The 22,193-nt window shown below is 60.6% G+C and carries 21 protein-coding genes; 12 read left to right on the forward strand and 9 right to left on the reverse strand.

Features of this window, described 5'->3' with window-relative positions; all coding sequences use genetic code 11:
• Positions 1 to 55: 55 nt before the first annotated feature.
• The gene (locus AC1UK9_RS23845; protein ID WP_473013601.1) at positions 56 to 472 is read left to right on the forward strand and encodes a DUF4124 domain-containing protein; all 417 of its coding nucleotides are present in this window, start codon (positions 56 to 58) and stop codon (positions 470 to 472) included.
• A gap of 18 nt (positions 473 to 490) precedes the next feature.
• Here the strand turns inward: AC1UK9_RS23845 and AC1UK9_RS23850 are convergent, their stop codons facing one another.
• The 3 genes from AC1UK9_RS23850 to mrcB are packed head-to-tail and all read right to left on the reverse strand — an operon-like array spanning position 491 to position 3,922.
• Positions 491 to 826 (reverse strand): YqcC family protein, encoded by a 336-nt coding sequence (locus AC1UK9_RS23850; RefSeq protein WP_215502122.1) that lies wholly within the window; start codon positions 824 to 826, stop codon positions 491 to 493.
• On the reverse strand, positions 826 to 1,581 hold the full coding sequence (locus AC1UK9_RS23855; RefSeq protein WP_473013602.1) for a tetratricopeptide repeat protein: 756 nt from the start codon (positions 1,579 to 1,581) through the stop codon (positions 826 to 828). The genes AC1UK9_RS23850 and AC1UK9_RS23855 overlap by 1 nt, the downstream gene beginning before the upstream one ends.
• 16 nt (positions 1,582 to 1,597) lie before the next feature.
• Entirely contained in the window at positions 1,598 to 3,922 is a 2,325-nt protein-coding gene (gene mrcB, locus AC1UK9_RS23860; protein ID WP_482578627.1) for a penicillin-binding protein 1B, read from the reverse strand.
• Between the two features lie 116 nt (positions 3,923 to 4,038).
• Between mrcB and AC1UK9_RS23865 the strand changes: the two genes are divergently transcribed.
• From AC1UK9_RS23865 to AC1UK9_RS23880, 4 genes are all read left to right on the forward strand, one after another.
• Positions 4,039 to 5,595: a bifunctional aminoglycoside phosphotransferase/ATP-binding protein gene (locus AC1UK9_RS23865; protein WP_025108838.1), complete on the forward strand. Its 1,557-nt coding sequence runs from the start codon at positions 4,039 to 4,041 to the stop codon at positions 5,593 to 5,595.
• Between the two features lie 91 nt (positions 5,596 to 5,686).
• Positions 5,687 to 6,031, forward strand: coding sequence for a pentapeptide repeat-containing protein (locus tag AC1UK9_RS23870; RefSeq protein ID WP_025108837.1), 345 nt, complete (start codon positions 5,687 to 5,689; stop codon positions 6,029 to 6,031).
• A gap of 287 nt (positions 6,032 to 6,318) precedes the next feature.
• Positions 6,319 to 6,591: a TfoX/Sxy family protein gene (locus AC1UK9_RS23875; protein WP_003228231.1), complete on the forward strand. Its 273-nt coding sequence runs from the start codon at positions 6,319 to 6,321 to the stop codon at positions 6,589 to 6,591.
• Between the two features lie 16 nt (positions 6,592 to 6,607).
• Entirely contained in the window at positions 6,608 to 7,408 is an 801-nt protein-coding gene (locus tag AC1UK9_RS23880) for a Crp/Fnr family transcriptional regulator (RefSeq protein ID WP_482578628.1), read from the forward strand.
• Positions 7,409 to 7,633: 225 nt separating this feature from the next.
• On the opposite strand, the gene AC1UK9_RS23885 is transcribed toward AC1UK9_RS23880, so the two are convergent.
• The 4 genes from AC1UK9_RS23885 to AC1UK9_RS23900 are packed head-to-tail and all read right to left on the reverse strand — an operon-like array spanning position 7,634 to position 11,176.
• A complete protein-coding gene (locus AC1UK9_RS23885) occupies positions 7,634 to 8,482 on the reverse strand; it encodes a ChaN family lipoprotein (RefSeq protein ID WP_482578629.1) in 849 nt (282 codons plus the stop codon).
• 20 nt (positions 8,483 to 8,502) lie between these two features.
• Complete coding sequence (locus AC1UK9_RS23890; RefSeq protein ID WP_482578630.1) at positions 8,503 to 9,270, reverse strand: heme ABC transporter ATP-binding protein; 768 nt, start codon at positions 9,268 to 9,270, stop codon at positions 8,503 to 8,505.
• On the reverse strand, positions 9,270 to 10,253 hold the full coding sequence (locus tag AC1UK9_RS23895; protein ID WP_177327303.1) for a FecCD family ABC transporter permease: 984 nt from the start codon (positions 10,251 to 10,253) through the stop codon (positions 9,270 to 9,272). Before AC1UK9_RS23895 ends, AC1UK9_RS23890 begins: the two co-directional genes overlap by 1 nt.
• Before the next feature lie 50 nt (positions 10,254 to 10,303).
• Positions 10,304 to 11,176 carry a heme/hemin ABC transporter substrate-binding protein gene (locus AC1UK9_RS23900; protein WP_482578631.1) on the reverse strand — a complete coding sequence of 291 codons (873 nt, stop codon included), beginning with the start codon at positions 11,174 to 11,176 and terminating at the stop codon, positions 10,304 to 10,306.
• Between the two features lie 163 nt (positions 11,177 to 11,339).
• On the opposite strand from AC1UK9_RS23900, the gene AC1UK9_RS23905 reads away from it, so the two are divergent.
• A complete protein-coding gene (locus tag AC1UK9_RS23905) occupies positions 11,340 to 11,657 on the forward strand; it encodes a Rieske (2Fe-2S) protein (RefSeq protein WP_025108831.1) in 318 nt (105 codons plus the stop codon).
• On the opposite strand, the gene sfsA is transcribed toward AC1UK9_RS23905, so the two are convergent.
• Positions 11,654 to 12,367 carry a DNA/RNA nuclease SfsA gene (gene sfsA, locus AC1UK9_RS23910; RefSeq protein WP_025108830.1) on the reverse strand — a complete coding sequence of 238 codons (714 nt, stop codon included), beginning with the start codon at positions 12,365 to 12,367 and terminating at the stop codon, positions 11,654 to 11,656. The genes AC1UK9_RS23905 and sfsA overlap by 4 nt on opposite strands.
• On the reverse strand, positions 12,367 to 13,539 hold the full coding sequence (locus AC1UK9_RS23915) for a pyridoxal phosphate-dependent aminotransferase (protein ID WP_482578632.1): 1,173 nt from the start codon (positions 13,537 to 13,539) through the stop codon (positions 12,367 to 12,369). The genes sfsA and AC1UK9_RS23915 overlap by 1 nt, the downstream gene beginning before the upstream one ends.
• A 333-nt stretch (positions 13,540 to 13,872) precedes the next feature.
• Here AC1UK9_RS23915 and dksA point away from each other — a divergent pair, with 333 nt between their 5' ends.
• From dksA to AC1UK9_RS23945, 6 genes are all read left to right on the forward strand, one after another.
• Entirely contained in the window at positions 13,873 to 14,316 is a 444-nt protein-coding gene (dksA, locus tag AC1UK9_RS23920; RefSeq protein WP_003228250.1) for an RNA polymerase-binding protein DksA, read from the forward strand.
• A gap of 191 nt (positions 14,317 to 14,507) precedes the next feature.
• Positions 14,508 to 15,404 carry a tRNA glutamyl-Q(34) synthetase GluQRS gene (gluQRS, locus tag AC1UK9_RS23925; protein WP_482578633.1) on the forward strand — a complete coding sequence of 299 codons (897 nt, stop codon included), beginning with the start codon at positions 14,508 to 14,510 and terminating at the stop codon, positions 15,402 to 15,404.
• Positions 15,405 to 15,481: 77 nt separating this feature from the next.
• The gene (locus tag AC1UK9_RS23930) at positions 15,482 to 15,658 is read left to right on the forward strand and encodes a hypothetical protein (protein ID WP_003176118.1); all 177 of its coding nucleotides are present in this window, start codon (positions 15,482 to 15,484) and stop codon (positions 15,656 to 15,658) included.
• The gene (locus AC1UK9_RS23935; RefSeq protein WP_025108827.1) at positions 15,642 to 18,596 is read left to right on the forward strand and encodes a sensor histidine kinase; all 2,955 of its coding nucleotides are present in this window, start codon (positions 15,642 to 15,644) and stop codon (positions 18,594 to 18,596) included. The genes AC1UK9_RS23930 and AC1UK9_RS23935 overlap by 17 nt, the downstream gene beginning before the upstream one ends.
• Before the next feature lie 22 nt (positions 18,597 to 18,618).
• Positions 18,619 to 20,055, forward strand: a complete 1,437-nt coding sequence (locus tag AC1UK9_RS23940; protein WP_025108826.1) for a sigma-54-dependent transcriptional regulator — start codon at positions 18,619 to 18,621, stop codon at positions 20,053 to 20,055.
• 734 nt (positions 20,056 to 20,789) lie between these two features.
• Entirely contained in the window at positions 20,790 to 22,190 is a 1,401-nt protein-coding gene (locus tag AC1UK9_RS23945) for a polynucleotide adenylyltransferase PcnB (protein WP_025108825.1), read from the forward strand.
• The last annotated feature ends 3 nt before the right edge of the window (positions 22,191 to 22,193 follow it).

The raw sequence follows: 22,193 nt of genomic DNA on the forward strand, positions 1-22,193 counted from the left end.
CCTGAAAACCGCTACTCTGTTAGCGTCAATTGCGCAATTTTGCCAAGGAATCAGCATGCGAACGCTTCTGTTAACTCTGCTGATCGGCCTCAGCCCCTGGTGCTCGGCCGCTCAGATCTACAAATGGGTCGATGCCCAAGGCGTCACTCACTTCGATGCGCAGCCTCCGCAAGGGCAGCCGGCCACCACCGTGCAAACGCCCTCCTCGCCCCCGCCGAAACCTGCAGCAATGCCTGGTAGCGGCGCGCTGGGCGATCAGAAAACCATCGACGACAAGGTCAAGAAACAGGTGGCAGAGCAGCAGGCGCAGCTCAGGGCGTTTTGCGAACAGGCACGGACGAACCTGGCGCAATTGCAGAACAATCCACGCTTGAGAGAGGAAGTGGAGGGAGAAATGCGGCGCCTCGACGATGCACAACGGCAGGAGCGCATCGGCGAAACGCAGAAACAGATTGCGCAGAACTGCCAGTAGGTACTGGCAGCTTGCGGTTCAGCGCGAAGCAGTGATCAGCAGGTCGAACTCTTTGAGCAGCACCTGCAGCTGTCGATCCTTGCCCTGCAGATTGCGCTGGGCAAAGACCATTTCGGCCATTTCCTGAATGCCCGAGGCATTGGGCAGCGGCAGATCCTGCTCGAGGATCATCTTCATCCGCGGCAGGAAGATCCATTGCAGCCATTGCTCGAAATCCAGCGTGTCGACCGAAAACGGCTCGACACTGCTCAAGGCTTCTACCGATGGCTGAACCTCATCCCACCAGCCTTGAGTACGCAACTCACGCTCGATCAGCAGCAACTGATCAGCGATTTTCGGGAAACGAGTATCCATCAGAGCGAAACCTTGGCCTTCTGACGAGCCAGAGCCGCGCCGGCGGAGTCGCCCTGCTTCTCACGGGACTGCGCGATGATTTCCCACAGGTTGGCTTGCAAGTCCGGACGACCGTTGGCCATGGTCAGCGCACGACGGGCGAACTGCTCGGCCTGTGGCGCATCACCTTGAGCCATGCGCACTTGCGCCAGACGATAAAGCACTTGCGGCTCACGCGGGGCTACGCGCTGGGCGCGCTCCAGACTGGAGGACGCGCCATTGAGGTCACCACCGGCCTGTTGCTGCTGTGCAGTCGTCAGCAAGGCGAGCACCGGGCCATCCAGTTGCTCATCCGCCGACAGACCACCAGCACTGCTGGCCGAAGGAATCCCGCTTGGCGTCGAGGGCATGCTGTAGCTGCCCGTGTTGATCGGCGCCGACTCGACCGGCGACGGGGTGTACGGCCCCGGCGTGATACCGCCGGACGCCGGGCCCGGAACGATCGGCGAGGTGCTGATCGGAGCCGAAGTCGTGGCGCCGCCACCCGGCACCATCACCACTACGCCAGTATCACCCTGGGGGATGGCCTGGGATTGCGCCTGGCCTTGTACTGGGCGCTTGACCGTCGTCTTGCGGAAACCGCCGCTGGCCGACAGGCGTTCGCTGTTGGACACGGTCGTGCCGGAATCCACCACCGGGATCGAACCACGCTGTACGGTAGAGCAGCCGCTGAGCAAAGCCACGGCGGTCACCGCTGGAATCAACCACTTGTTCACTTGAAACCCTCTTTGCTTAATTCATCCAGCCCTTGACCCAATCCATCACCGACTCCGGCGAAGCAGGCGTTTCGCTTGCACACGCGGCGCCGGGTGGCGGTTCGCTGCCGCGAATATACGGCATCTGCACCGCCCCCGGACAGTTGGCGTCAGAGCCTTGTCCGGTACGCGAATCGACCCACGCCTGGACGATGTTGTCCGGCTGCGGCATGTCCAGCGGCAGCGGATCGGCCTTGCGCATGAAACTGGTCCAGACCTGCAATGCACCGGTTGCCCCGGTAAACGGGGTCTTGCCGTTGTCGTCACGACCGAGCCAGACCACTGCCAGCAGGTCCTGACTGAAACCGGCGAACCAGCTGTCACGCGAATCGTTACTGGTACCGGTCTTGCCGGCCAGCGTCAGGGTCTTGGGCAGCACGTTATAAACCGAGCTGCCGGTACCTTCACGCATCACCCGCTGCATGGCGTTCTGGATCAGGTAGATGGACGCCGGATCGAAACGCTGCTCGATCTGGAACGGATAACGCTTGAGCGGCTCGCCCTCGGCGGTCAGTACGCTGCGAATCCCGCGCATCGGCGTATTGAAACCACCGTTGGCGAGGGTCTGGTACATGGTCGCCACTTCGATCGGGGTCATGCCGCCAGCCCCCAGCAGCATCGACGGGAACGCCGGGAATTCCCGGGTCACGCCCAGACGCGCAAGGGTCTTGAGCACATTCGGCACACCGACTTCCAGGCCCAGACGCGAGGTCGACAGGTTGTAGGAGTGCGCCAGCCCTTGATAGAGGAAGACCGTGCCGTGTGAGCGGCGATCATAGTTCTGCGGCTTCCACACCTGGCCGTCCGCGCCTTTGACCGACAACGGATCATCCGACAGCCAACTGGTCAGCGTGTAGTGGCTCGGTTTCTCCAGTGCAGTCAGATACACCGCGGGCTTCACCAGGGAACCGATCGGCCGCACGGCATCCAGCGCCCGGTTGAATCCGGCGTAGCTGGCCTGACGGCTACCAATCATTGCCTGGACTTCGCCGGTTTCCGGATTGGTCACGACCATCGCCGCTTCCACATCATCGGAGCCCTTGCGTCCAGCCAGGCGCTTGAAGGTGTCGTTGACCGAGGCCTCGGCTTTCATCTGCAGAATCGGGTCGAAACTGGTGAAGATCCGCAGGCCCTCTTCGGTCAAGTCCTCGTCGCGATAGTCTTCACGCAACTGGCGTTTGACCAGATCGATGAAACCCGGGAATGAGCTATCAGCGAGCTTGCCGCGAGTCGTGACACCCAGTGGCATTTTCTTCGCAGCTTCGACCTGTTCGGCAGTCGCCACGCCTTGCTGCTCAAGCACGTCGAGCACCAGGTTGCGACGCTCGAGCGCGCGCTCAGGATTGCGACGCGGGTTGTAATAGGACGGGCCTTTGACCATGCCGACCAACAGCGCTACCTGGTGCAGTTTCAGCTCGGACAATGGCTGGCCGAAGAAGAACTGGCTGGCCAGACCGAAACCGTGCACCGCACGCTGACCGTCCTGCCCGACGAAGACCTCGTTGAGGTAGGCCTCAAGAATCTCCTTCTTGTCGTAATGCAGTTCCAGCAGCATCGCCATCATCGCTTCGGTGAGCTTGCGGCTCAGGCTGCGTTCGTTGGTGAGGTAGAAGTTCTTGACCAACTGCTGGGTCAGCGTACTGCCACCCTGGGTCATCTTGCCGCCAGAGGTGTTGACCCAAATGGCCCGGGCAATCGATTTCGGCGATACGCCCCAGTGGCTGTAATAGTCGCGGTCTTCAACCGCAACCAGGGTTTCCAGCAGGTACGGCGGCACCTGATCGAGCTTGATCAGGATTCGGTCTTCAAGATTTTTCGGGTAAATGCCGCCGATCATCAGCGGCTCAAGCCGCACCACGGACAGCTTCGAACCATTGAGCCCCGAAAGCTCGGCCACATAATCGCCGGAGAAGCGCACGCGCACCGGCTGGGCTTTTTCCAGACCTTCATAGAACTGGAAGCCGCGAGTGTTCAGATCGACGGTATTGCCGTTGACTGCGGCAGCGCCGGGACCATTGCTCACGGCTTCGCGACGATAGCCGAGCGCGTCGAGCTCGGTCAGGAAATCATCCTTGCTGAGCTTTTGTCCGACGAACAGCTCGAGCGGACGCGCGTAGACCTTGGCCGGGATGGTCCAGCGCTTGCCGGAGAACTTCTCCTGCACCACGGCATCGAGGTAAACGGCGAAGCCGGCCAGCACCACAAGGCCGACCAGGCTGAGTTTAATGGCCCAACCCAACCACGGGCTCAGGCCCCTGGCAGGTGGTTTTTTCTTGGTACGAGGGGATCGAGTTCGAGTCATGGCGGCGGATTATACGCACTTTATTCATACTCAACAGGAGCGCTCCGAGGTTTGCGTCGGGCTGGCGAGCGGCCATAATGGCGACCTCGAATTTCCCAGTCTCTGAAGGATCGCCCGTGAGCCAGTCCCTGATCGCTGCCCTGCAAAACCCGGCCCTCTACCCGCACCCCGTCGAAGGGTTCCAGGTCATCGAAACCCACATCTCGTGGGTGATCCTCACTGGCCCCTTTGCCTATAAAGTGAAGAAGCCGGTGAATTTCGGCTTCCTCGACTTCACCAGCCTCGAATCGCGCGAGCACTTCTGCGGCGAAGAACTGCGCCTGAACCAGCGCCTGACCGATGATTTGTATCTGGAAGTGTTGCCGGTGACCGGCAGCGTCGAAGCGCCGCAACTCGGCGGCGATGGCCCGGCAATCGAATATGTGCTGAAAATGCGTCAGTTCCCGCAGACCGGTTTGCTCAGCACCTTGCAAGCCAACGGCGAGTTGACCACTCGGCACGTCGACGAAATGGCCGAACAGATCGCCAAATTCCACCTCAGCGCGCCGAAAGTCCCGGCCGAGCATGACGCCGGCACACCGGACAGCGTGATGGCCCCGGTCTCGCAAAACTTCGAACAGATCCTGCCGTTCCTCAGCGACAAGAACGACTTGCTGCAACTCGAAGCACTGAAAGCCTGGGCCGAAAGCAGCTTCGAACGCCTCAAGCCGCTTTTCGCTCAGCGTAAAGCCGAGGGTTTCACCCGCGAATGCCACGGTGATATCCACCTGGGCAACGCCACCGTCATCGATGGCAAAGTGGTGATCTTCGACTGCATCGAGTTCAACGAGCCGTTCCGCTTCACTGACGTCTGGGCCGACACCGGCTTCCTGGCCATGGACCTGGAAGACCGCGGCCTGAAATCCCTGGCCCGTCGCTTCATCAGCCAGTACCTGGAGCTGACCGGCGACTATCAAGGCCTGGAAGTGCTGAACTTCTACAAAGCCTACCGCGCCCTGGTTCGCGCCAAGGTTGCCCTGTTCAGCATGCCGGCGGACGCCACCCCAGTGCAGCGCGCCACCACCCTGCGCCAGTACCGCAACTACGCCAACCTGGCGGAAAGCTACAGCACCATTCCTTCGCGCTTCATGGCCATCACCCACGGTGTATCGGCAGTCGGGAAAAGCCATGTGGCCATGCGCCTGGTCGAAGCACTGGGGGCGATTCGCCTACGCTCCGACGTTGAGCGCAAGCGCCTGTTCGGCGAGCAAACTGTGGCCAATGATGTGCAGGCCGGCATTTATAGCGCCGACGCCAGCACCAAGACTTACGCACGCCTGCATGAAATCGCTGAAGTGATCCTGCACGCCGGGTTCCCGGTGGTCATCGATGCGACTTACCTGAAGCGTGAGCAACGCGACAGCGCCGCAAAAATCGCCGAAGCCACCGGCACGCCATTCCTGATCCTCGACTGCAACGCACCACAAGCGGTGATCGAGAGCTGGTTGGCAATTCGTCAGGCGGACAAACAGGATCCGTCCGATGCCACACTGGCAGTGATCGAAGCGCAACAGGCTAATCGCGAAGCACTGACGCCTGAAGAAATCCTGCGCAGCAAGCGCGTACAGACCAATGAATCCGGCACGCTGGACACCGTGGTCGCGCAGATCCGTCAACGCCTGCCGGGCCTGTAAGAAACTATTTCGGCCGTGGAGTCCTCGCTTGCTTCACGGCCGCCAAATAGTGGCACTATACTGGCGTCATAAAACCAACAGGTGATCTGACATGAGCCAGCCGAAACTTCTCGACACCCCGCTGTATGCCTTGCTGCACAAAGACGACATCACAGGTTTCAACAAAGAGCGCCCGCAAGACGGCCCGATCGATATGGTCGGTGGCGACTTTCGCGGTCTTGATCTGCGTGAACTGAATGCTGATGGCGTGGATTTCAGGGACGCCTACTTCCGTTCCGCCGATTTGCGTGGCATCGACTTCCGTAACGCTTCGCTTGAAGGAGCGAGCCTCGCTCATGCTCAGATTTCCGGCGCGTACTTCCCGGTTGAGCTGAGTGCCGACGAGATTCTGATGTCGATGAATTTCGGCACGCGTTTGCGTTATCGCACACGCTGATAGCCTCATTATTCCCTGACACAACGCCTTCCCTGTAGGAGTGAGCCTGCTCGCGATAGCGGTTTGATATTCAACACATGTGTACCTGCCAGTCCGCTATCGCGAGCAGGCTCACTCCTGCATTGTTTTTTGTTCCCCCCTCCTTATCTGCGTTCGCAGACCGTTGAAGCGCCCCTTTCTTAGAAGCGTTTGCGTTGAATCCGACCAAACAACCACGCTTTTCCTACTGATGGCTACACTCCTGAGAAGCTCGACCACGCACCATTCGGCCGTCGCAAGGAGGCTTGATGAATGATGAACTGCAACACCTGAAGAATCTTGGCAAGACGTCGGCGCAGTGGCTGCATGCCGTGGGCATCCACAGCGCTTCGGACTTGCGTCGCCTGGGGGCGGTGGACGCCTACCGGGCCGTGCGTACCCGCGGGTTTCGCGCATCGAAGGTGTTGCTGTATGCGATCGAAGGGGCGCTGATGGATGTGCATTGGAACGACATCCCTGCCGAACGCAAAGACGCCTTGAACAAGCAGCTCGAAGCTATTTCCTCTCGCCACAAGAATTGAAATAGGCGCTGACGCCATGTATCTGCTCGGGGAACAATCGGCACCTGTCGATGCACTGATCAATCGCTTGCAGAGCTTGCCTGTACGCTGGCTCGAAGGGCTTGCGCCGTGCGGGCCAGCGCTGGAGGCAGAAATCTCTGACGATCTGCTGCGACAGCTACCCGACGATCAGTTGTTTCTGCTGACAGAAGGCGTGATCAACGGCTGCATTGGCGGTCGGGCGGTTTTTTACTGGCAGGAAGGCGACTTGATCGGTCTGCAGCAGGGCCAGGCCTGGGCTGATTGCCGTTTGTGCAGTGACGGGGCCTTACGATTGCTGCCATATCGGCGAACTGATCTTCTTCACCACTTGTTTGCCGAACCTGGCAGGGCCGAGCAATTGCTGGAGTATCTGCTGGGTCAGATGGCAATGCTGGCCCACGCTGTAGCCGAATTGAAACCACGCGAGTTTCGCAGCACCAACGGCTTCAAACGGGTCGAAAGCGGTGAAGTGCTGATCCAGCAGGGCGATGTGGCCGATCACGTTTTCGTGATCATCGATGGGCATGCCGAAGCGTTTGTTGATGGGCACAAAGTGGGCGAAGTACCCAAGGACGAAATTTTCGGCGCCATGGCGGTGTTCACGGGAGAGCCGCGCAACGCTACGGTCATTGCTCGCGAGCCGAGCACCGTCATGCTGATTCCCGGCGATCAATTTCTGAACATGACCCGCAACAATCCAAAAATTGCTCACAGCCTCATTGAGAGCATGGCCCGACGTATCGGCCAGCTCAACCAGCAGATCACCCAACTGATCGCCAGCAAAGGCCCGCGTTAAGTCCTGTATTTCCGGGGCATTACGGCCATTTTCACGACTAAATCAAGTAAATGGAAAAACAGTGGTTGACTCGGTAATGAGAATCGCTATGATTATCACAACTGGTCGCGAGATCAGTCGATATTCTGAAAAGCCCTTGGTTCGGACTCTCAGATTATCTCCTCATCAGGCTAATCACGGTTATTTGACCCGGTTCTACCGGGTCTTTTTTTGCCTGTGGAAAAGTCATTGGCCAAACTGTTTGCGCATCTGTGCGCAGTAATCCTGCTTCGGCTTCGCCTGGGTGTACCAGACATAATCGGCCATCGCTGCGGTAACCTCAGCCCCCTGCTCGGCCATCATCAGCACCGTCGGTGCTTGGGCTGCGCCCAGATCCAGAACATGCAGCGGCACACCAACATCCTTGCGCGCGTGCCAGGCACCGGCCAACAACAAGGCTGGCGTTGGCGCCGCCAGCAAACGCTCGGCCATGCGTCGATCGCGTTGCTGCTGAACCGCGAGCATCGCCGGCATTTGCGATTTGGGCAGCAAGCCGCAGTGTGAATCGCTGATCTGCTCAAGCAACGTGGCCTTCACCGCGGGCGCATCGCTGCGAACTCCGCTCAAACCTGACGGCTGTCGATAAAAGGCGCGGATTTCATCGCTATCCAGATTGGCTGCCAATAACGGATAGGGCTGCGTGAGGGCGAACCGCACGATCGGACCATAGAGATTCCAGTCCCAACCGTCCTGCCAGGCCAATGCGCCGGGAAGATCAGTGGGCGGCGCTGCTGCGTGACGGACTTGATCCACTTTCGGCTGTTGATCAGGCGTGAGCATTTCCAGCAGCAAACTGCCTTGGAGACGCTGCTCACCGAGCGCCTGCAACAACCACAACTGCACAGCGTGATGATCGGCATTGTCGTGTTGCTCGCCGATGATCAGGTGTTGCGGCCTGGCCAAACGCTTCAGCAACGCCTCTGCCGTCAGCACCTGGCCGCTGTGCAGATCGCGAATCTCGCCACTGACCGGCGGCGCGGCAACATGCTGACACCCTGCAAGCAACAACACCGCCAAAAACCACATCCCGCGCATGCCATCACCTCGATGAGAAATCAGCGGGCGATGATCAGCGGATGCCCACGCTCCGGGTGCGGCTGCACCAACACTTCAAGACCGAACACGGCTTTGAGCGTATCCGGTCGCAAGACCTGTTGCGGCGTATCCAGCGCCACCGGGCGCCCGCCTTCGAGCAACAACACACGATCACAATAGCGCGCCGCCAGATTCAGATCATGCAGGATGACCAGCACTGCTGCGCCACGATCGGCAAATTCGCGCACCGCTTGCAGCGTCGTATGTTGATGCAGCGGATCAAGCATCGACGTTGGCTCGTCGAGCAACAAGCTTTGCCCGGCCTGCCCCGGCCACAGTTGCGCCAGCACCCGCGCCAGATGCACACGCTGACGTTCGCCACCCGACAGCGCCAGATAACTGCGCCCGCTCAGATGCCCGGCATCCGCAGCGTCCAGCGCTGCCGCAACGATCTCCTCATCGCGCACCCGACCGCTCTGATAAGGCAAGCGGCCCATGCCAACCACCTCCTCAACGCGAAAGGCAAAGTCCAGCGTCGACACCTGCGGCAACACCGCCAGACGTTGCGCGCGTTGCGCACCCGTCCAGCAGCTCAAGGCTTGACCATCCAGCGAAACCTCGCCCTCGCTGACCGCCAGTTCACCGCAGAGGGCGCCGAGCAATGTGCTTTTACCCGCGCCATTCGGCCCCAACACCCCCAGCACTTCGCCCGGTTCAAGCTGCAGGCTGACCTCGCTGAGCACCGTCTTGCGGCCGCGGCGGATATGCAGATTGTGCGCACGCAGCATCAGGCACGCCCTCGCAACAGCAGATAAAGGAAGAACGGCGCGCCGATAAACGCGGTGACAATGCCGATCGGCAACTCCGCCGGCGCCAGCGCCAGCCGCGCCACCAGATCTGCCAGCAACAACAGACTGGCCCCGGCCAACACCGAGGCTGGCAACAGCACCCGATGATCCGGCCCGGCCAGCAAGCGCACCAGATGCGGCACCACCAACCCGACGAAACCGATCATCCCCGCCGCCGCCACTGCCGCACCGACACCCAGCGCGGTGCAAAACACCAATTCGCGCTTGAGCCGCTCGACATCGATACCCAGATGCCCTGCCTCGGACTCACCGAGCAACAACGCATTCAGGGCCTTGGCGCGGCGCGGCAACCACAGCGCAACGCCGGCGCTGATGATCAGCAGCGGCCAGAGCCGTGCGTAACTGGCGCCGTTGAGGCTGCCCAGATTCCAGAACGTCAGCGTACGCAGGGTCGCGTCATCCGCCAGATAAGTGAACAGCCCCACCGCCGAGCTTGCCAGCGCAGTCAGGGCAATCCCCGCCAGCAGCATGGTCGCCACGTTGGTCTGACCGTTGCGGCGGCCGAGTCGATAGACCAGCGCCGTCACCCCCAGCCCACCGAGAAACGCACACGCCGACAGCAAATACGGCCCGAACCACTCCGGCAAGCCGCCAAAAAACGCACCGCCGACAATCGCAATCGCCGCGCCCAACGCAGCACCGCTGGACACCCCGACCAATCCCGGATCGGCCAACGGATTGCGAAACAAGCCCTGCATCGCCACACCGGACAACGCCAGCACACCGCCGACGGCCAGCCCGAGCAAGGTGCGCGGCAAGCGAATCTGCCCGAGAATCAGCTCAGCCTGCTCCAGACCGTCCGGCGCCAGCGGCACACCGAGCATGCGCAACGCTGCGCGCAGGGTATCGAACAGCGGCAGGCTGACCGGTCCCAGCGCCAGCGACAGCCAGATGGCCAGCAGACACAACAGCGTCAGGCCAACAAACAGGCTGCGGGGTTTGACCAATGTGGTCATGGGTTGCCCTTGGTCGGGTAGAAACCGTCAGAAAAGGTCTTCAACGCCGCTGGCACACGCGGCCCGAGGCCGCCAACCAGCAACGTCGGGTCCAGCTCCAGCACCCGTCCGGCCTTGACAGCGCGGCTTGAGTCGAGAATAGGGTTTTCCTTGAACAGCGCCGTTTTCGCCGCCTCACCGCTCAACGCGCGATCAGCGAACACCAAGACTTCAGGATCGAGCCCCGCCAACGATTCCACTGAGAACGGTTTGTAACCGGTATGCGTCGCCAGGTTATGCCCGCCGGCCTGTTGCAACATCCAGTCGGCAGCCGTGTCCTTGCCAGCAATCAACAGCTTGCCACCTGCATGTCCGATCAGCACCAGAGCGCCCGGCGCCTTGTGATTGGCCTGCAATTGACTGACTCGCTGTTTCAGCGCATCGAGTTGCTGTTGATAGCTTTGCAGCAGTTGAGCCGCTTGCGCCTCGGCGCCGAGCAACTGCCCCAGGTGCGTGACGTTCTTTTGCAGGGTTGGCAGATCCGGCTGCGCGGAAAACAGCTCCACCTGTACTTTGGCATTCCTCACTTGCGCCAGAACCGGCGGCGGGCCCATTTCTTCGGTGCCGATCAGAATGTCCGGACGCAGGCTGAGAATGCCTTCCGAAGACAGACTGCGCTGATAGCCGATGCTCGGCAGTGCCTTCAGCGATTGCGGGTGCTGACTGGTGGTGTCGACGCCGACCAGTTTCGTCTCGCCGCCCAGCGCACTGACCCACTCCGACAATCCGCCCCCGGCGCTCACCCAGCGTTGCGGCAAATCAGCCGCTGCAGCCTGGTGGCTGACGAAAAGTCCGACACACAGCACAGCAACGCGGGTTTTCAGGCGCATACACAGCTTCCTTGAACAGGTTTTTCCGCGCATCGGGACAACGGGCCAAGTATCCTAGGCATCGGTCACCGCACGGCGGATGAAGGCGGCCATTTGATAATTGTTTGCATTTATACGTCAAGCTCGGACATCTCCCGTGACGAGCCGACACTTGAGGATAGCCATGAAGTTTTTGTGCGCGGGCGCCGATCTGGCCGAGGCCGGCAGCCGAGGGTTCGACATCGACGGAAACAGACTGTTTGCCGTGCGCCGCGAGGGTCAGGCGTATGTCTATCTGAACCGTTGCCCGCACCGCGGCGTCGGGCTGGAATGGCACCCAGACCAGTTTCTCGACCCGAGCAACAGCCTGATTCAGTGCGCAACTCACGGCGCACTGTTTTTGATCGAGGACGGCCAATGCGTCGCCGGCCCCTGCGCCGGGCAATCCCTGACCGCCATCCCTTGCCGCGAGGATGCACAAGGGCTGTGGATCGATGTTTAACCGTTAAGCAGGACGTTCAGCCGCCGGTCGATCACCATCTCTTCGTGGCTTAAGCGCACGCCGTAGGCCAGTACCTCGACCCCGCACGCCACCGCTTCACGCAGTGCGTCAGCGTAGGCCGAATCGATTTCCTGCGCCGGGCGCACCGCCTCGATCCCGCTGAGATTGACGCAATACAACTGCACCGCACGAATACCGTCCCGGGCCAGATGCGCCAGCTCGCGCAGGTGCTTGGCGCCGCGCTGGGTGACCGCATCGGGAAACGCCGCCACATTCGTCCCGTCGAAACCCAGGGTGACGCTCTTCACCTCCACATAGGCTGGGCCGCTTGGGTATTCGAGGCGAAAGTCGATGCGGCTGTTTTCCTGCCCGTACGCCACTTCGCGTTTCAGCGCGGTAAAACCGTTCAACTCGCTGATGACCCCAGCCTGCAAGGCTTCTTCGACCAAGGCGTTGGCGCGGCCGGTGTTCACGCAAAACAGCCGGCCCTGCGGGGTTTCGCCGATTTCCCAGGTTCCGGGCAGCTTGCGTTTGGGATCGTTGGAACGGCTGAACCACACCTGGCCGCCCTCAACCTGGCAATTGAGCATCGAACCGGTGTTCGGGCAGTGCAGGGTCAACAGTTCACCGTTGATCGTTTCAACATCGGCGAGAAACCGTTTGTAGCGGCGAATCAGTCGCGCCTCTTCCAGAGCAGGATAAAAACGCATCAGCCTTGCCAGCTCTTCAGGCCACGGGCGATTCGTTCCACCGCTTCCTGTAAGCGAGGGAGGTTTTGCGTGTAGGCAAAACGCACATGGTGGCCGGCTTGATAACGGCCGAAATCCAGTCCCGGGGTAAAGGCAACATGCTCGGTTTCGAGGAAATGACGGCAGAACGCGAAGGCATCACCGCCGAACCGGCTGATATCGGCGTACAAGTAGAACGCCCCTTCCGGCTCGACGGCGATATTGAAACCCAACTCGCGCAACGCCGGCAGCAGGAAGTCCCGGCGGCGACCGAATTCAGCGCGGCGCTCTTCGAGAATGGCGATGGTGTCTGGTTCGAAGCACGCCAGTGCGGCGTACTGCGCCACGCTCGGCGCGCTGATGTAGAGGTTCTGCGCGAGTTTTTCCAGTTCGCCGACTGCCGCGTCAGGCGCCACCAGCCAGCCGAGACGCCAACCGGTCATGCCAAAATATTTGGAGAAACTGTTGAGCACAAAGGCGCTGTCATCGACTTCCAGCACGCTCGCCGCGTCGGTGCCATAGGTCAGGCCGTGATAAATCTCATCCACCACCAAATGCCCGTGCCGCGCCTTGATCGCTGTGGATAACCCGGCCAGCTCATCACGGGTCAGGATCGTCCCGGTAGGGTTGGCCGGCGAGGCCACCAACGCACCGACACTGTCGTGATCCCAGTGCCGCGCCACCAGATCCGGGGTCAGTTGATAACGTACGTCCGGCCCGACCGGAACCAGCTGCGCCGCACCTTCGACCAGACGCAGGAAGTGCCGGTTGCACGGGTAACCGGGGTCCGCCAAAAGCCAGTGTTTGCCAGGGTCCACCAGCAAGGCACTGGCCAGTAACAGGGCGCCGGAGCCACCGGGGGTGATCAGAATCCGTCGCGGGTCGATGTTCAGGCCATAACGTTGTTGATAGAAACCGGAAATCGCCTCGCGCAGCTCGGGAATGCCGCGCGCGGCGGTGTAGCGGGTCTTGCCCGCCGTCAGCGCCGCTTGGCCTGCGCGGATGATCGGCTCAGCCGTGGTGAAGTCTGGTTCGCCGATTTCCAGATGGATAACGTCGTGGCCTTCAGCCTGCAATTCGTTGGCCCGCGCCAGCAGCGCCATCACATGGAACGGTTCGATCGCACGACTGCGCGCACTGTAGGGCTGAGCCATTGGCCTTCCTTCTACGGGAAAAAGAAACGATTCTACTCATCTGCCGGAACGAGCGAGAACCCATCGCGGTCACAGCCTCAAGAACGCTGGACTGTAACGATATGAGCGTACGCTCCAGGATTGACTAAAATCAGTGATTGAACAGGTCTTCAACACCACCAGACACGGCTTGCCAAACATTTGCAAGCGCCACCCGCCGGGGCCTCGACATCCGGGAGTAGCGCAGGCCGAATTGATCTGGTAAGTTCGCCCGCTTGCAGCCGCAGGGCCGGCAGGTGTCGGTGATGGAGCAATCCTGCGCAATGGATTACAAGAGTAGAGGCGGTCCATTTCATGCCCACCCAAGCAAAGCAACAGCAGCAAGCGACGATCAGCGGCTTCGAACCTTACGTTCCGAAGGCCGGCGAAGAGTACATGGGCGCCCCGATGCGCGCGCACTTCACCAAGATCCTGAACAAGTGGAAACAGGACTTGATGCAGGAAGTCGATCGCACTGTTGATCACATGAAAGACGAAGCAGCCAACTTCCCTGACCCGGCCGACCGTGCCAGCCAGGAAGAAGAATTCGCCCTCGAGCTGCGCGCCCGCGACCGCGAGCGCAAGTTGATCAAGAAGATCGACAAGACCCTCGAACTGATTCAGGACGAAGAATACGGCTGGTGCGAGTCCTGCGGCATCGAGATCGGCGTCAAGCGTCTCGAAGCCCGTCCTACCGCGGATCTGTGCATCGACTGCAAGACCCTGGCGGAAATCAAGGAAAAGCAGGTCGGCAAGTAATCTCGACTTGAACGAAAAACGGAGCGTGCGAACGCTCCGTTTTTGTTTCTGCCTTTTGCCTTTGTGGAAGGGGGCTTGCTCCCGAATGCAATGTGTCATTCAACATAAACGTGTCTGATCCGACGCATTCGCGAGCAAGCCCGCTCCCACAGGGGGTAATGTGCGCGAACCCTGAAAATTATATTGTCCTCATGACTGCCAAAACCTCCCCCGCCTACATTGGCCGCTTCGCCCCGACACCCAGTGGCCATCTGCACTTCGGCTCGCTGGTCGCCGCCCTCGCCTCTTACCTCGACGCACGCGCAGTGGGCGGGCGCTGGCTGGTGCGCATGGAAGATCTGGATCCGCCCCGGGAAGAGCCCGGCGCGCAGGCAGCGATTCTCAAGGCGCTGGAAAGCTACGGTTTCGAATGGGACGGCGAAATGGTGCGCCAGAGTGACCGGCACGAGGCCTACGCGCAAATCCTCAACAGCCTGTTCAACCATGGCCTTGCCTACGCCTGCACCTGTTCGCGCAAACAACTGGAGCCGTATCACGGCATTTATCCGGGGCTGTGCCGCAATGCCGGGCATGAGCAGCAAGACGCGGCGATCCGCCTGCGCGTGCCGGAACTGGAATATCACTTCATCGACCGGGTGCAGGGCGAGTTTCGCCAGCATCTGGGGCGCGAAGTCGGCGATTTCGTGATTCGCCGCCGCGATGGCTTGTACGCCTATCAACTGGCAGTCGCGCTGGATGACGCCTGGCAAGGCATCACCGACATCGTGCGCGGCGCCGATCTGCTCGACTCCACCCCGCGCCAGCTCTACCTGCAAGAACTGCTGGGTTTTCGTCAGCCACGCTACCTGCACCTGCCATTGATCACGCAACCGGACGGCAACAAGCTCGGCAAATCCTACCGCTCGCCGCCACTGGAGGCCGATCAAGCCACCCCTTTGCTGCTGCGGGCATTGCGCGCGCTGGGGCAGAACCCCGGCCCCGAGTTGGCTCACGCCACCCCGCAGGAGCTGCTGAAATGGGGCGCAAACCACTGGGATGCGACCCGGATCCCGCGCACACTGACCCTGCCCGAAGCGCAACTGCAATGACGGTACTTGCAGTGGCGCGCCCATCCGTTACCATCGCCGCACGTTTTCGGGCACGCGCATAAAAAAGAGAGGCCGGGATGTACATCTATCGCTTGGTCCTGCTTCTGGTCGTGGGAATCTATCTGTTTTCTCCAGCCATCATGGATTGGTGGATCGACGCCACGGGCGCCTGGTATCGGCCGTATCTGCTCTGGTTGATCCTGATTGTCGTGACCTTCATCCTGCAGAGCCAAAAAGATGCCGATGAGCTTTAGCCTGACCCAGATGATCCTGATCAGCGCCGCATACCTGGCGGTGCTGTTCGGAGTTGCCTGGATCAGTGAACGGGGCATGATCCCGCGGGCGATCATTCGCCACCCGCTGACCTACACCCTGTCGCTGGGGGTTTACGCCAGTGCGTGGGCGTTTTATGGCACGGTCGGCCTGGCCTATCAGTACGGCTACGGCTTTCTGTCGAGCTATCTCGGGGTCTCCGGCGCGTTTCTGCTGGCGCCGGTGTTGCTCTATCCGATCCTGAAAATCACCCGCACCTATCAACTGTCGTCGCTGGCAGACCTGTTTGCGTTCCGTTTTCGCAGCACCTGGGCCGGCGCACTGACCACGATCTTCATGCTGATCGGCGTGCTGCCGCTGCTGGCGTTGCAGATTCAGGCGGTGGCCGACTCCATTGGCATTCTCACCGGCGAGCCGATCCAGAGCCGCGTCGCCCTGGCATTCTGTGCGCTGATCATTCTGTTCACGATCTTCTTCGGCTCCCGGCATATCGCCACACGCGAGAAACACGAAGGGCTGGTGTTCGCGATCGCTTTCGAGTCGGTGATCAAGTTGATCGCCCTCGGCGGCGTCGGCCTCTATGCGCTGTATGGCGTGTTCGACGGTCCACAACAACTCGAGTTGTGGCTGCTGCAGAACCAGACCGCCCTCGCCGCCCTGCACACGCCACTGCAGGAAGGCCCTTGGCGCACGCTGTTGCTGGTGTTCTTCGCCTCGGCGATCGTGATGCCGCACATGTATCACATGACCTTCACCGAAAACCTCAATCCGCGCTCGCTGGTCAGCGCCAGCTGGGGCCTGCCGCTGTTCCTGCTGTTGATGAGCCTGGCGGTGCCGCTGATTCTCTGGGCCGGCCTGAAGCTCGGTGCCACCACCGACCCGGAATACTTCACCCTCGGCATCGGCATCGCCGCCAACAGCAAGCCGCTGGCGTTGCTGGCCTACGTCGGCGGACTGTCGGCCGCCAGTGGCCTGATCATCGTCACCACCCTGGCGCTGTCGGGCATGGCGCTGAACCACCTGGTGCTGCCGCTCTACCAGCCACCCGCCGAAGGCAACATCTATCGCTGGCTGAAGTGGACCCGCCGGGCCTTGATCGTCGCGATCATCATGGCCGGCTTCGGCTTCTATCTGATGCTCGGTGCCGGACAAGACCTGGCCAACCTCGGCATCGTCGCGTTCGTCGCCACCCTGCAATTCCTGCCCGGCGTACTCTCGGTGCTGTACTGGCCGACCGCTAACCGTCGCGGCTTTATCGCCGGTCTGCTGGCGGGGATTCTGGTGTGGGTGGTGACCATGCTGCTGCCGCTGGTCGGCAATCTGCAGGGTTTCTACATCCCCTTGCTGAACATGATTTACGTGCTGGACGACACCAGTTGGCACATGGCGGCCATCGCCTCGCTGGCGGCCAACGTATTGATGTTCACCCTGATCTCGCTGTTCACCAACGCCAGCCCCGAAGAAGCCAGCGCCGCCGAAGCCTGCGCGGTGGATAACGTGCGTCGTCCGCAACGCCGCGAGCTGCACGCCGCCTCCCCCCAGGAATTCGCCACACAACTGGCCAAACCCCTGGGCGCCAAGGCCGCACAGAAGGAAGTCGAGCAGGCCCTGCGCGATCTCTATCTGCCGTTCGACGAACGCCGCCCCTATGCGTTGCGCCGACTGCGCGACCGCATCGAAGCCAACCTCTCCGGCCTGATGGGTCCGAGCGTGGCCCAGGACATGGTCGAAACCTTCCTGCCGTACAAGGCCGGCGGCGAAAACTACGTCACTGAAGACATCCACTTCATCGAAAGCCGCCTTGAGGATTACCACTCACGCCTCACCGGGCTGGCCGCCGAACTCGACGCATTGCGTCGCTACCACCGCCAGACCCTGCAAGAGCTACCGATGGGCGTCTGCTCGCTGGCCAAGGATCAAGAGATCCTGATGTGGAACAAGGCGATGGAAGAACTCACCGGGATCGCCGCGCAGCGGGTGGTCGGTTCGCGACTGAGCACCATCGCCGATCCGTGGAAGCAACTGCTGCAAGGTTTCATCAACCTGCCCGACGAACACCTGCACAAACAGCACCTGGCACTCGACGGCCAGACCCGTTGGCTGAACCTGCACAAAGCGGCGATCGACGAACCGTTGGCACCGGGCAACAGCGGCCTGGTGCTGTTGGTGGAAGATTTGACCGAAACCCAGATGCTCGAAGACAAACTGGTGCACTCCGAGCGCCTGGCCAGCATCGGTCGCCTGGCAGCCGGCGTGGCCCATGAAATCGGCAACCCGATCACCGGTATCGCCTGTCTGGCGCAGAACCTGCGCGAAGAGCGCGAAGAAGACGGCGAGCTCACGGAAATCAGCGGACAGATCCTCGAACAGACCAAGCGGGTGTCACGCATCGTGCAGTCGTTGATGAGCTTCGCCCATGCCGGCAGTCATCAGCACAGCGACGAGCCCGTCTGTCTGGCCGAGGTCGCGCAGGATGCGATTGGCTTGCTGGCCCTGAACCGACGCAACTTCGAAGTGCAGTTCTATAACCTGTGCGATCCGGATCACTGGGTCGAAGGAGATCCGCAGCGGCTCGCCCAGGTACTGATCAACCTGCTTTCCAACGCCCGTGACGCATCGCCTGCGGGCAGTGCGGTGCGGGTCAAGAGTGAAGCCGGCGAACACACGGTCGATCTGATCGTGGAGGACGAAGGCAGTGGTATTCCGCAGAACATCATGGACCGATTGTTCGAACCTTTCTTCACCACCAAGGATCCTGGCGAAGGCACCGGTCTGGGCCTTGCACTGGTCTATTCCATCGTTGAAGAGCATTATGGACAAATCACCATCGACAGCCCGGCTGATGTACAAAGCCAGCGCGGCACCCGTATCCGGGTGACCTTACCGCGCCATGTCGAAGCGACGTCCGCTGTGAACTGAGACCGTCGAGAGTATCGAATCAATGCCGCACATTTTGATCGTCGAAGACGAAACCATTATCCGCTCCGCCTTGCGCCGCCTGCTGGAACGCAACCAGTACCAGGTCAGCGAAGCCGGTTCAGTGCAGGAAGCACAAGAACGCTTCAGTATTCCCACATTCGATCTGATCGTCAGCGACCTGCGCCTGCCTGGCGCCCCCGGTACCGAGCTGATCAAGCTTGGCCAGGGCAAGCCGGTGCTGATCATGACCAGTTACGCCAGCCTGCGTTCGGCGGTCGACTCGATGAAGATGGGCGCGGTGGATTACATCGCCAAGCCTTTCGATCACGATGAAATGCTTCAGGCCGTCGCACGGATCCTGCGTGATCACCAGTCGGCGCCTGCCGCCGGCGAAGTGGTTGCCGGCAAATCGACCAATGGCAGCGGCAAATCGTCTGTCGACAACAGCAACGGCGAGATTGGCATCATTGGCTCGTGCCCACCGATGCAGGATCTGTACAGCAAGATCCGCAAAGTCGCGCCCACCGACTCCAATGTCCTGATCCAGGGTGAATCCGGCACCGGTAAAGAGCTGGTCGCCCGCGCCCTGCACAACCTGTCCAAGCGCGCCAAGGCACCGATGATTTCGGTGAACTGCGCGGCCATCCCGGAAAGCCTGATCGAGTCCGAACTGTTCGGCCACGAAAAAGGCGCGTTCACGGGCGCCAGCGCCGGTCGTGCCGGTCTGGTGGAAGCGGCGGACGGCGGCACGCTGTTCCTCGACGAGATCGGCGAACTGCCGCTGGAAGCTCAGGCGCGCCTGCTGCGGGTGTTGCAGGAAGGCGAAATTCGCCGCGTGGGCTCGGTGCAGTCGCAAAAGGTCGATGTGCGCTTGATCGCCGCGACCCACCGCGACCTCAAGAGTCTGGCGAAAATCGGCCAGTTCCGTGAAGACCTTTATTACCGTCTGCACGTGATCGCCCTGAAACTGCCGGCCCTGCGCGAGCGTGGCACCGACGTCAACGAAATCGCCAATGCATTCCTCGCCCGACAGAGTGCGCGCATCAACCGTACCGACCTGAAATTTGCCGCCGATGCCGAACAGGCCATCCGGCACTATTCCTGGCCGGGTAACGTGCGCGAGCTGGAAAACGCGGTCGAGCGCGCGGTGATCCTGAGCGAAAGCCCGGAAATCTCCGCCGACCTGCTGGGCATCGATATTGAGCTGAGCGACCTGGAAGACGACGAGTTCATCGGCTTGCCGGCGCAAACCGCAGGTAACACCAGCAACAGCAGCCATGAGCCGACCGAAGACCTGTCGCTGGAGGATTACTTCCAGCATTTCGTCCTTGAGCACCAGGACCACATGACCGAGACCGAACTGGCGCGCAAACTGGGCGTCAGCCGTAAATGCCTGTGGGAACGCCGGCAGCGGCTGGGCATTCCGCGGCGCAAGACCGGAGTCACCAGCGAGAGCTGAACGTTACCTGTCGAGTGTGCGGGTAACGCTTGAAGATGTGAAAAAACTGTTACCTCAGTCCTTTCACGTAACAAAAGCCGGGGTTATCGGTAACGAAACCCCGGCTTTTTTTCGTCCCTGGAAAACGGTTATACCGACCTAACCCCTTGTTTTATTGGGCTTCACAAAAGTTGGCACGGCACCTGCTATATGTTTGGTACAAGAACAATAACAAGCAATGCACAAGACAATAAAAATAAGACGAATCGACTCACGCACAATAAAAACAAGACGGCGAGAGGCGCAGCTAACTGATTCTTTTGGAGAGGCGTTGTATTTGGGGCTAGCCCCACGACCAGGCCGAGAACAACAAAAACTGTCCTAAGACAGAGCCTGTACTGGTTGGATCGAAAGATCACTGCAATTCAGCGACCAAAGCAATCCGTTTGCTCTTGGCTCCCGATTGGGAGGGTCACGAAGGAAAAGCTTCGTGGCGAGGGCACTCAACAAAAACAAGAAGCCCGAATCAATAATAAAAAGAGCACGCAACTACTTCTTGGGGAGCTTCGGCTCCCCTTGTAGTTTCTCCCTACCGGCAAAATCCCCCGCGTTTATCGAGTTCGAAGCCTGTAGCCTGCGGCTTCCAGCGTAAAACGGCTGTGTCCTACACCATCCCCCGACTAAATGCTAGAATCTGCGCCCATCATGCGGTCATTCTTTGGTATGGCCGAACATTCCTTCAAACAGTGCATCCCATGCTGAAGAAGCTGTTCCAGTCATTCCGAACTCCCGTGCGTCGTACGCAACACATCCGCAGCACCCCTGAAGTGCTCAACAGCGGTCAACATTCGCTGCAGAAAACGCAATTCAGCCGCTACGCGGTGAATATCGTCGAACGCCTGCAAGGTGCCGGTTACCAGGCTTATCTGGTCGGCGGTTGCGTGCGAGACATGCTCCTGGGCATCACGCCCAAGGATTTCGACGTCGCCACCAGTGCCACCCCCGAGCAAGTCCGGGCCGAATTCCGCAATGCGCGGATCATCGGTCGCCGCTTCAAACTGGTGCACATCCATTTTGGTCGCGAAATCATCGAGGTCGCGACCTTCCGCGCCAATCATCCGCAAAACGAAGACGACGAAGACAGCAACCAGTCTTCACGCAACGAGAGCGGACGGATTCTGCGCGACAACGTCTACGGCACGCTGGAAGAAGACGCGCAACGCCGCGACTTCACCATCAACGCCCTGTATTACGATCCGGTCAGTGAGCGCATTCTCGACTACGCCAACGGCGTACACGACATCCGCAATCACCTGATCCGCCTGATTGGCGATCCGAAGCAGCGTTACCAGGAAGACCCGGTACGGATGCTGCGTGCCGTGCGTTTCGCCGCCAAGCTCAATTTCGGCATCGAGAAGCACACCGTGCAGCCGATCCGCGAACTGGCGCCGATGCTGCGCGAGATCCCGTCGGCCCGTCTGTTCGAAGAAGTACTCAAGCTGTTCCTCTCCGGCCACGGCGCGATCACCTTCGAGATGCTGGTCGATCTGCAACTGTTCGCCCCGCTGTTCCCGGCCAGTGCCGATGCGCTGGAACACAACCCGGAATACACCCACACATTGATCAGCGAAGCGCTGACCAACACCGACCTGCGGATCAAGCAGAACAAACCGGTAACCCCGGCGTTCCTGTTTGCCGCACTGCTGTGGCCTGCCCTGCCGGCCCGTGTGTTGCGTCTGCAAGAGCGCGGCATGCCGCCGATTCCGGCGATGCAGGAAGGCGCCCACGAGTTGATCGCCGAACAATGCCAGCGCATCGCGATTCCGAAACGTTTCACCATGCCGATTCGCGAAATCTGGGACATGCAGGAGCGCCTGCCACGGCGCAGCGGCAAACGTGCCGACCTGCTGCTGGACAACCCGCGCTTCCGCGCCGGCTACGATTTCCTGCTGTTGCGTGAAAGTGCCGGCGAGCAGACCGATGGCCTGGGTGAATGGTGGACCGACTATCAGGATGCCAACGACAGCGAACGGCGCGACATGATCCGCGACCTCAGCGGCAAAGGTGATGACGCCAGCGGTGCGCCGCGCAAACGTCGCCGCAGCAGCGGCTCCAAGCGCAAACGCGCCGGGGCTCCGAGCGCATCGGGCGAATAAGGC

This window comes from Pseudomonas sp. AK-TSAG1-1 (assembly GCF_056821665.1).

Coding starts and splice junctions, on each gene's coding strand:
- AC1UK9_RS23900 (WP_482578631.1), bottom strand. CDS start 11,176: ATGCGCCTGAAAACCCGCGTTGCTGTGCTGTGTGTCGGACTTTTCGTC.
- AC1UK9_RS23880 (WP_482578628.1), top strand. CDS start 6,608: ATGTATCTGCTCGGGGAACAATCGGCACCTGTCGATGCACTGATCAAT.
- AC1UK9_RS23890 (WP_482578630.1), bottom strand. CDS start 9,270: ATGCTGCGTGCGCACAATCTGCATATCCGCCGCGGCCGCAAGACGGTG.
- gluQRS (WP_482578633.1), top strand. CDS start 14,508: ATGACTGCCAAAACCTCCCCCGCCTACATTGGCCGCTTCGCCCCGACA.
- mrcB (WP_482578627.1), bottom strand. CDS start 3,922: ATGACTCGAACTCGATCCCCTCGTACCAAGAAAAAACCACCTGCCAGG.
- sfsA (WP_025108830.1), bottom strand. CDS start 12,367: ATGCGTTTTTATCCTGCTCTGGAAGAGGCGCGACTGATTCGCCGCTAC.
- AC1UK9_RS23875 (WP_003228231.1), top strand. CDS start 6,319: ATGAATGATGAACTGCAACACCTGAAGAATCTTGGCAAGACGTCGGCG.
- AC1UK9_RS23850 (WP_215502122.1), bottom strand. CDS start 826: ATGGATACTCGTTTCCCGAAAATCGCTGATCAGTTGCTGCTGATCGAG.
- dksA (WP_003228250.1), top strand. CDS start 13,873: ATGCCCACCCAAGCAAAGCAACAGCAGCAAGCGACGATCAGCGGCTTC.
- AC1UK9_RS23945 (WP_025108825.1), top strand. CDS start 20,790: ATGCTGAAGAAGCTGTTCCAGTCATTCCGAACTCCCGTGCGTCGTACG.
- AC1UK9_RS23870 (WP_025108837.1), top strand. CDS start 5,687: ATGAGCCAGCCGAAACTTCTCGACACCCCGCTGTATGCCTTGCTGCAC.
- AC1UK9_RS23915 (WP_482578632.1), bottom strand. CDS start 13,539: ATGGCTCAGCCCTACAGTGCGCGCAGTCGTGCGATCGAACCGTTCCAT.
- AC1UK9_RS23935 (WP_025108827.1), top strand. CDS start 15,642: ATGCCGATGAGCTTTAGCCTGACCCAGATGATCCTGATCAGCGCCGCA.
- AC1UK9_RS23845 (WP_473013601.1), top strand. CDS start 56: ATGCGAACGCTTCTGTTAACTCTGCTGATCGGCCTCAGCCCCTGGTGC.
- AC1UK9_RS23940 (WP_025108826.1), top strand. CDS start 18,619: ATGCCGCACATTTTGATCGTCGAAGACGAAACCATTATCCGCTCCGCC.
- AC1UK9_RS23885 (WP_482578629.1), bottom strand. CDS start 8,482: ATGCGCGGGATGTGGTTTTTGGCGGTGTTGTTGCTTGCAGGGTGTCAG.
- AC1UK9_RS23930 (WP_003176118.1), top strand. CDS start 15,482: ATGTACATCTATCGCTTGGTCCTGCTTCTGGTCGTGGGAATCTATCTG.
- AC1UK9_RS23905 (WP_025108831.1), top strand. CDS start 11,340: ATGAAGTTTTTGTGCGCGGGCGCCGATCTGGCCGAGGCCGGCAGCCGA.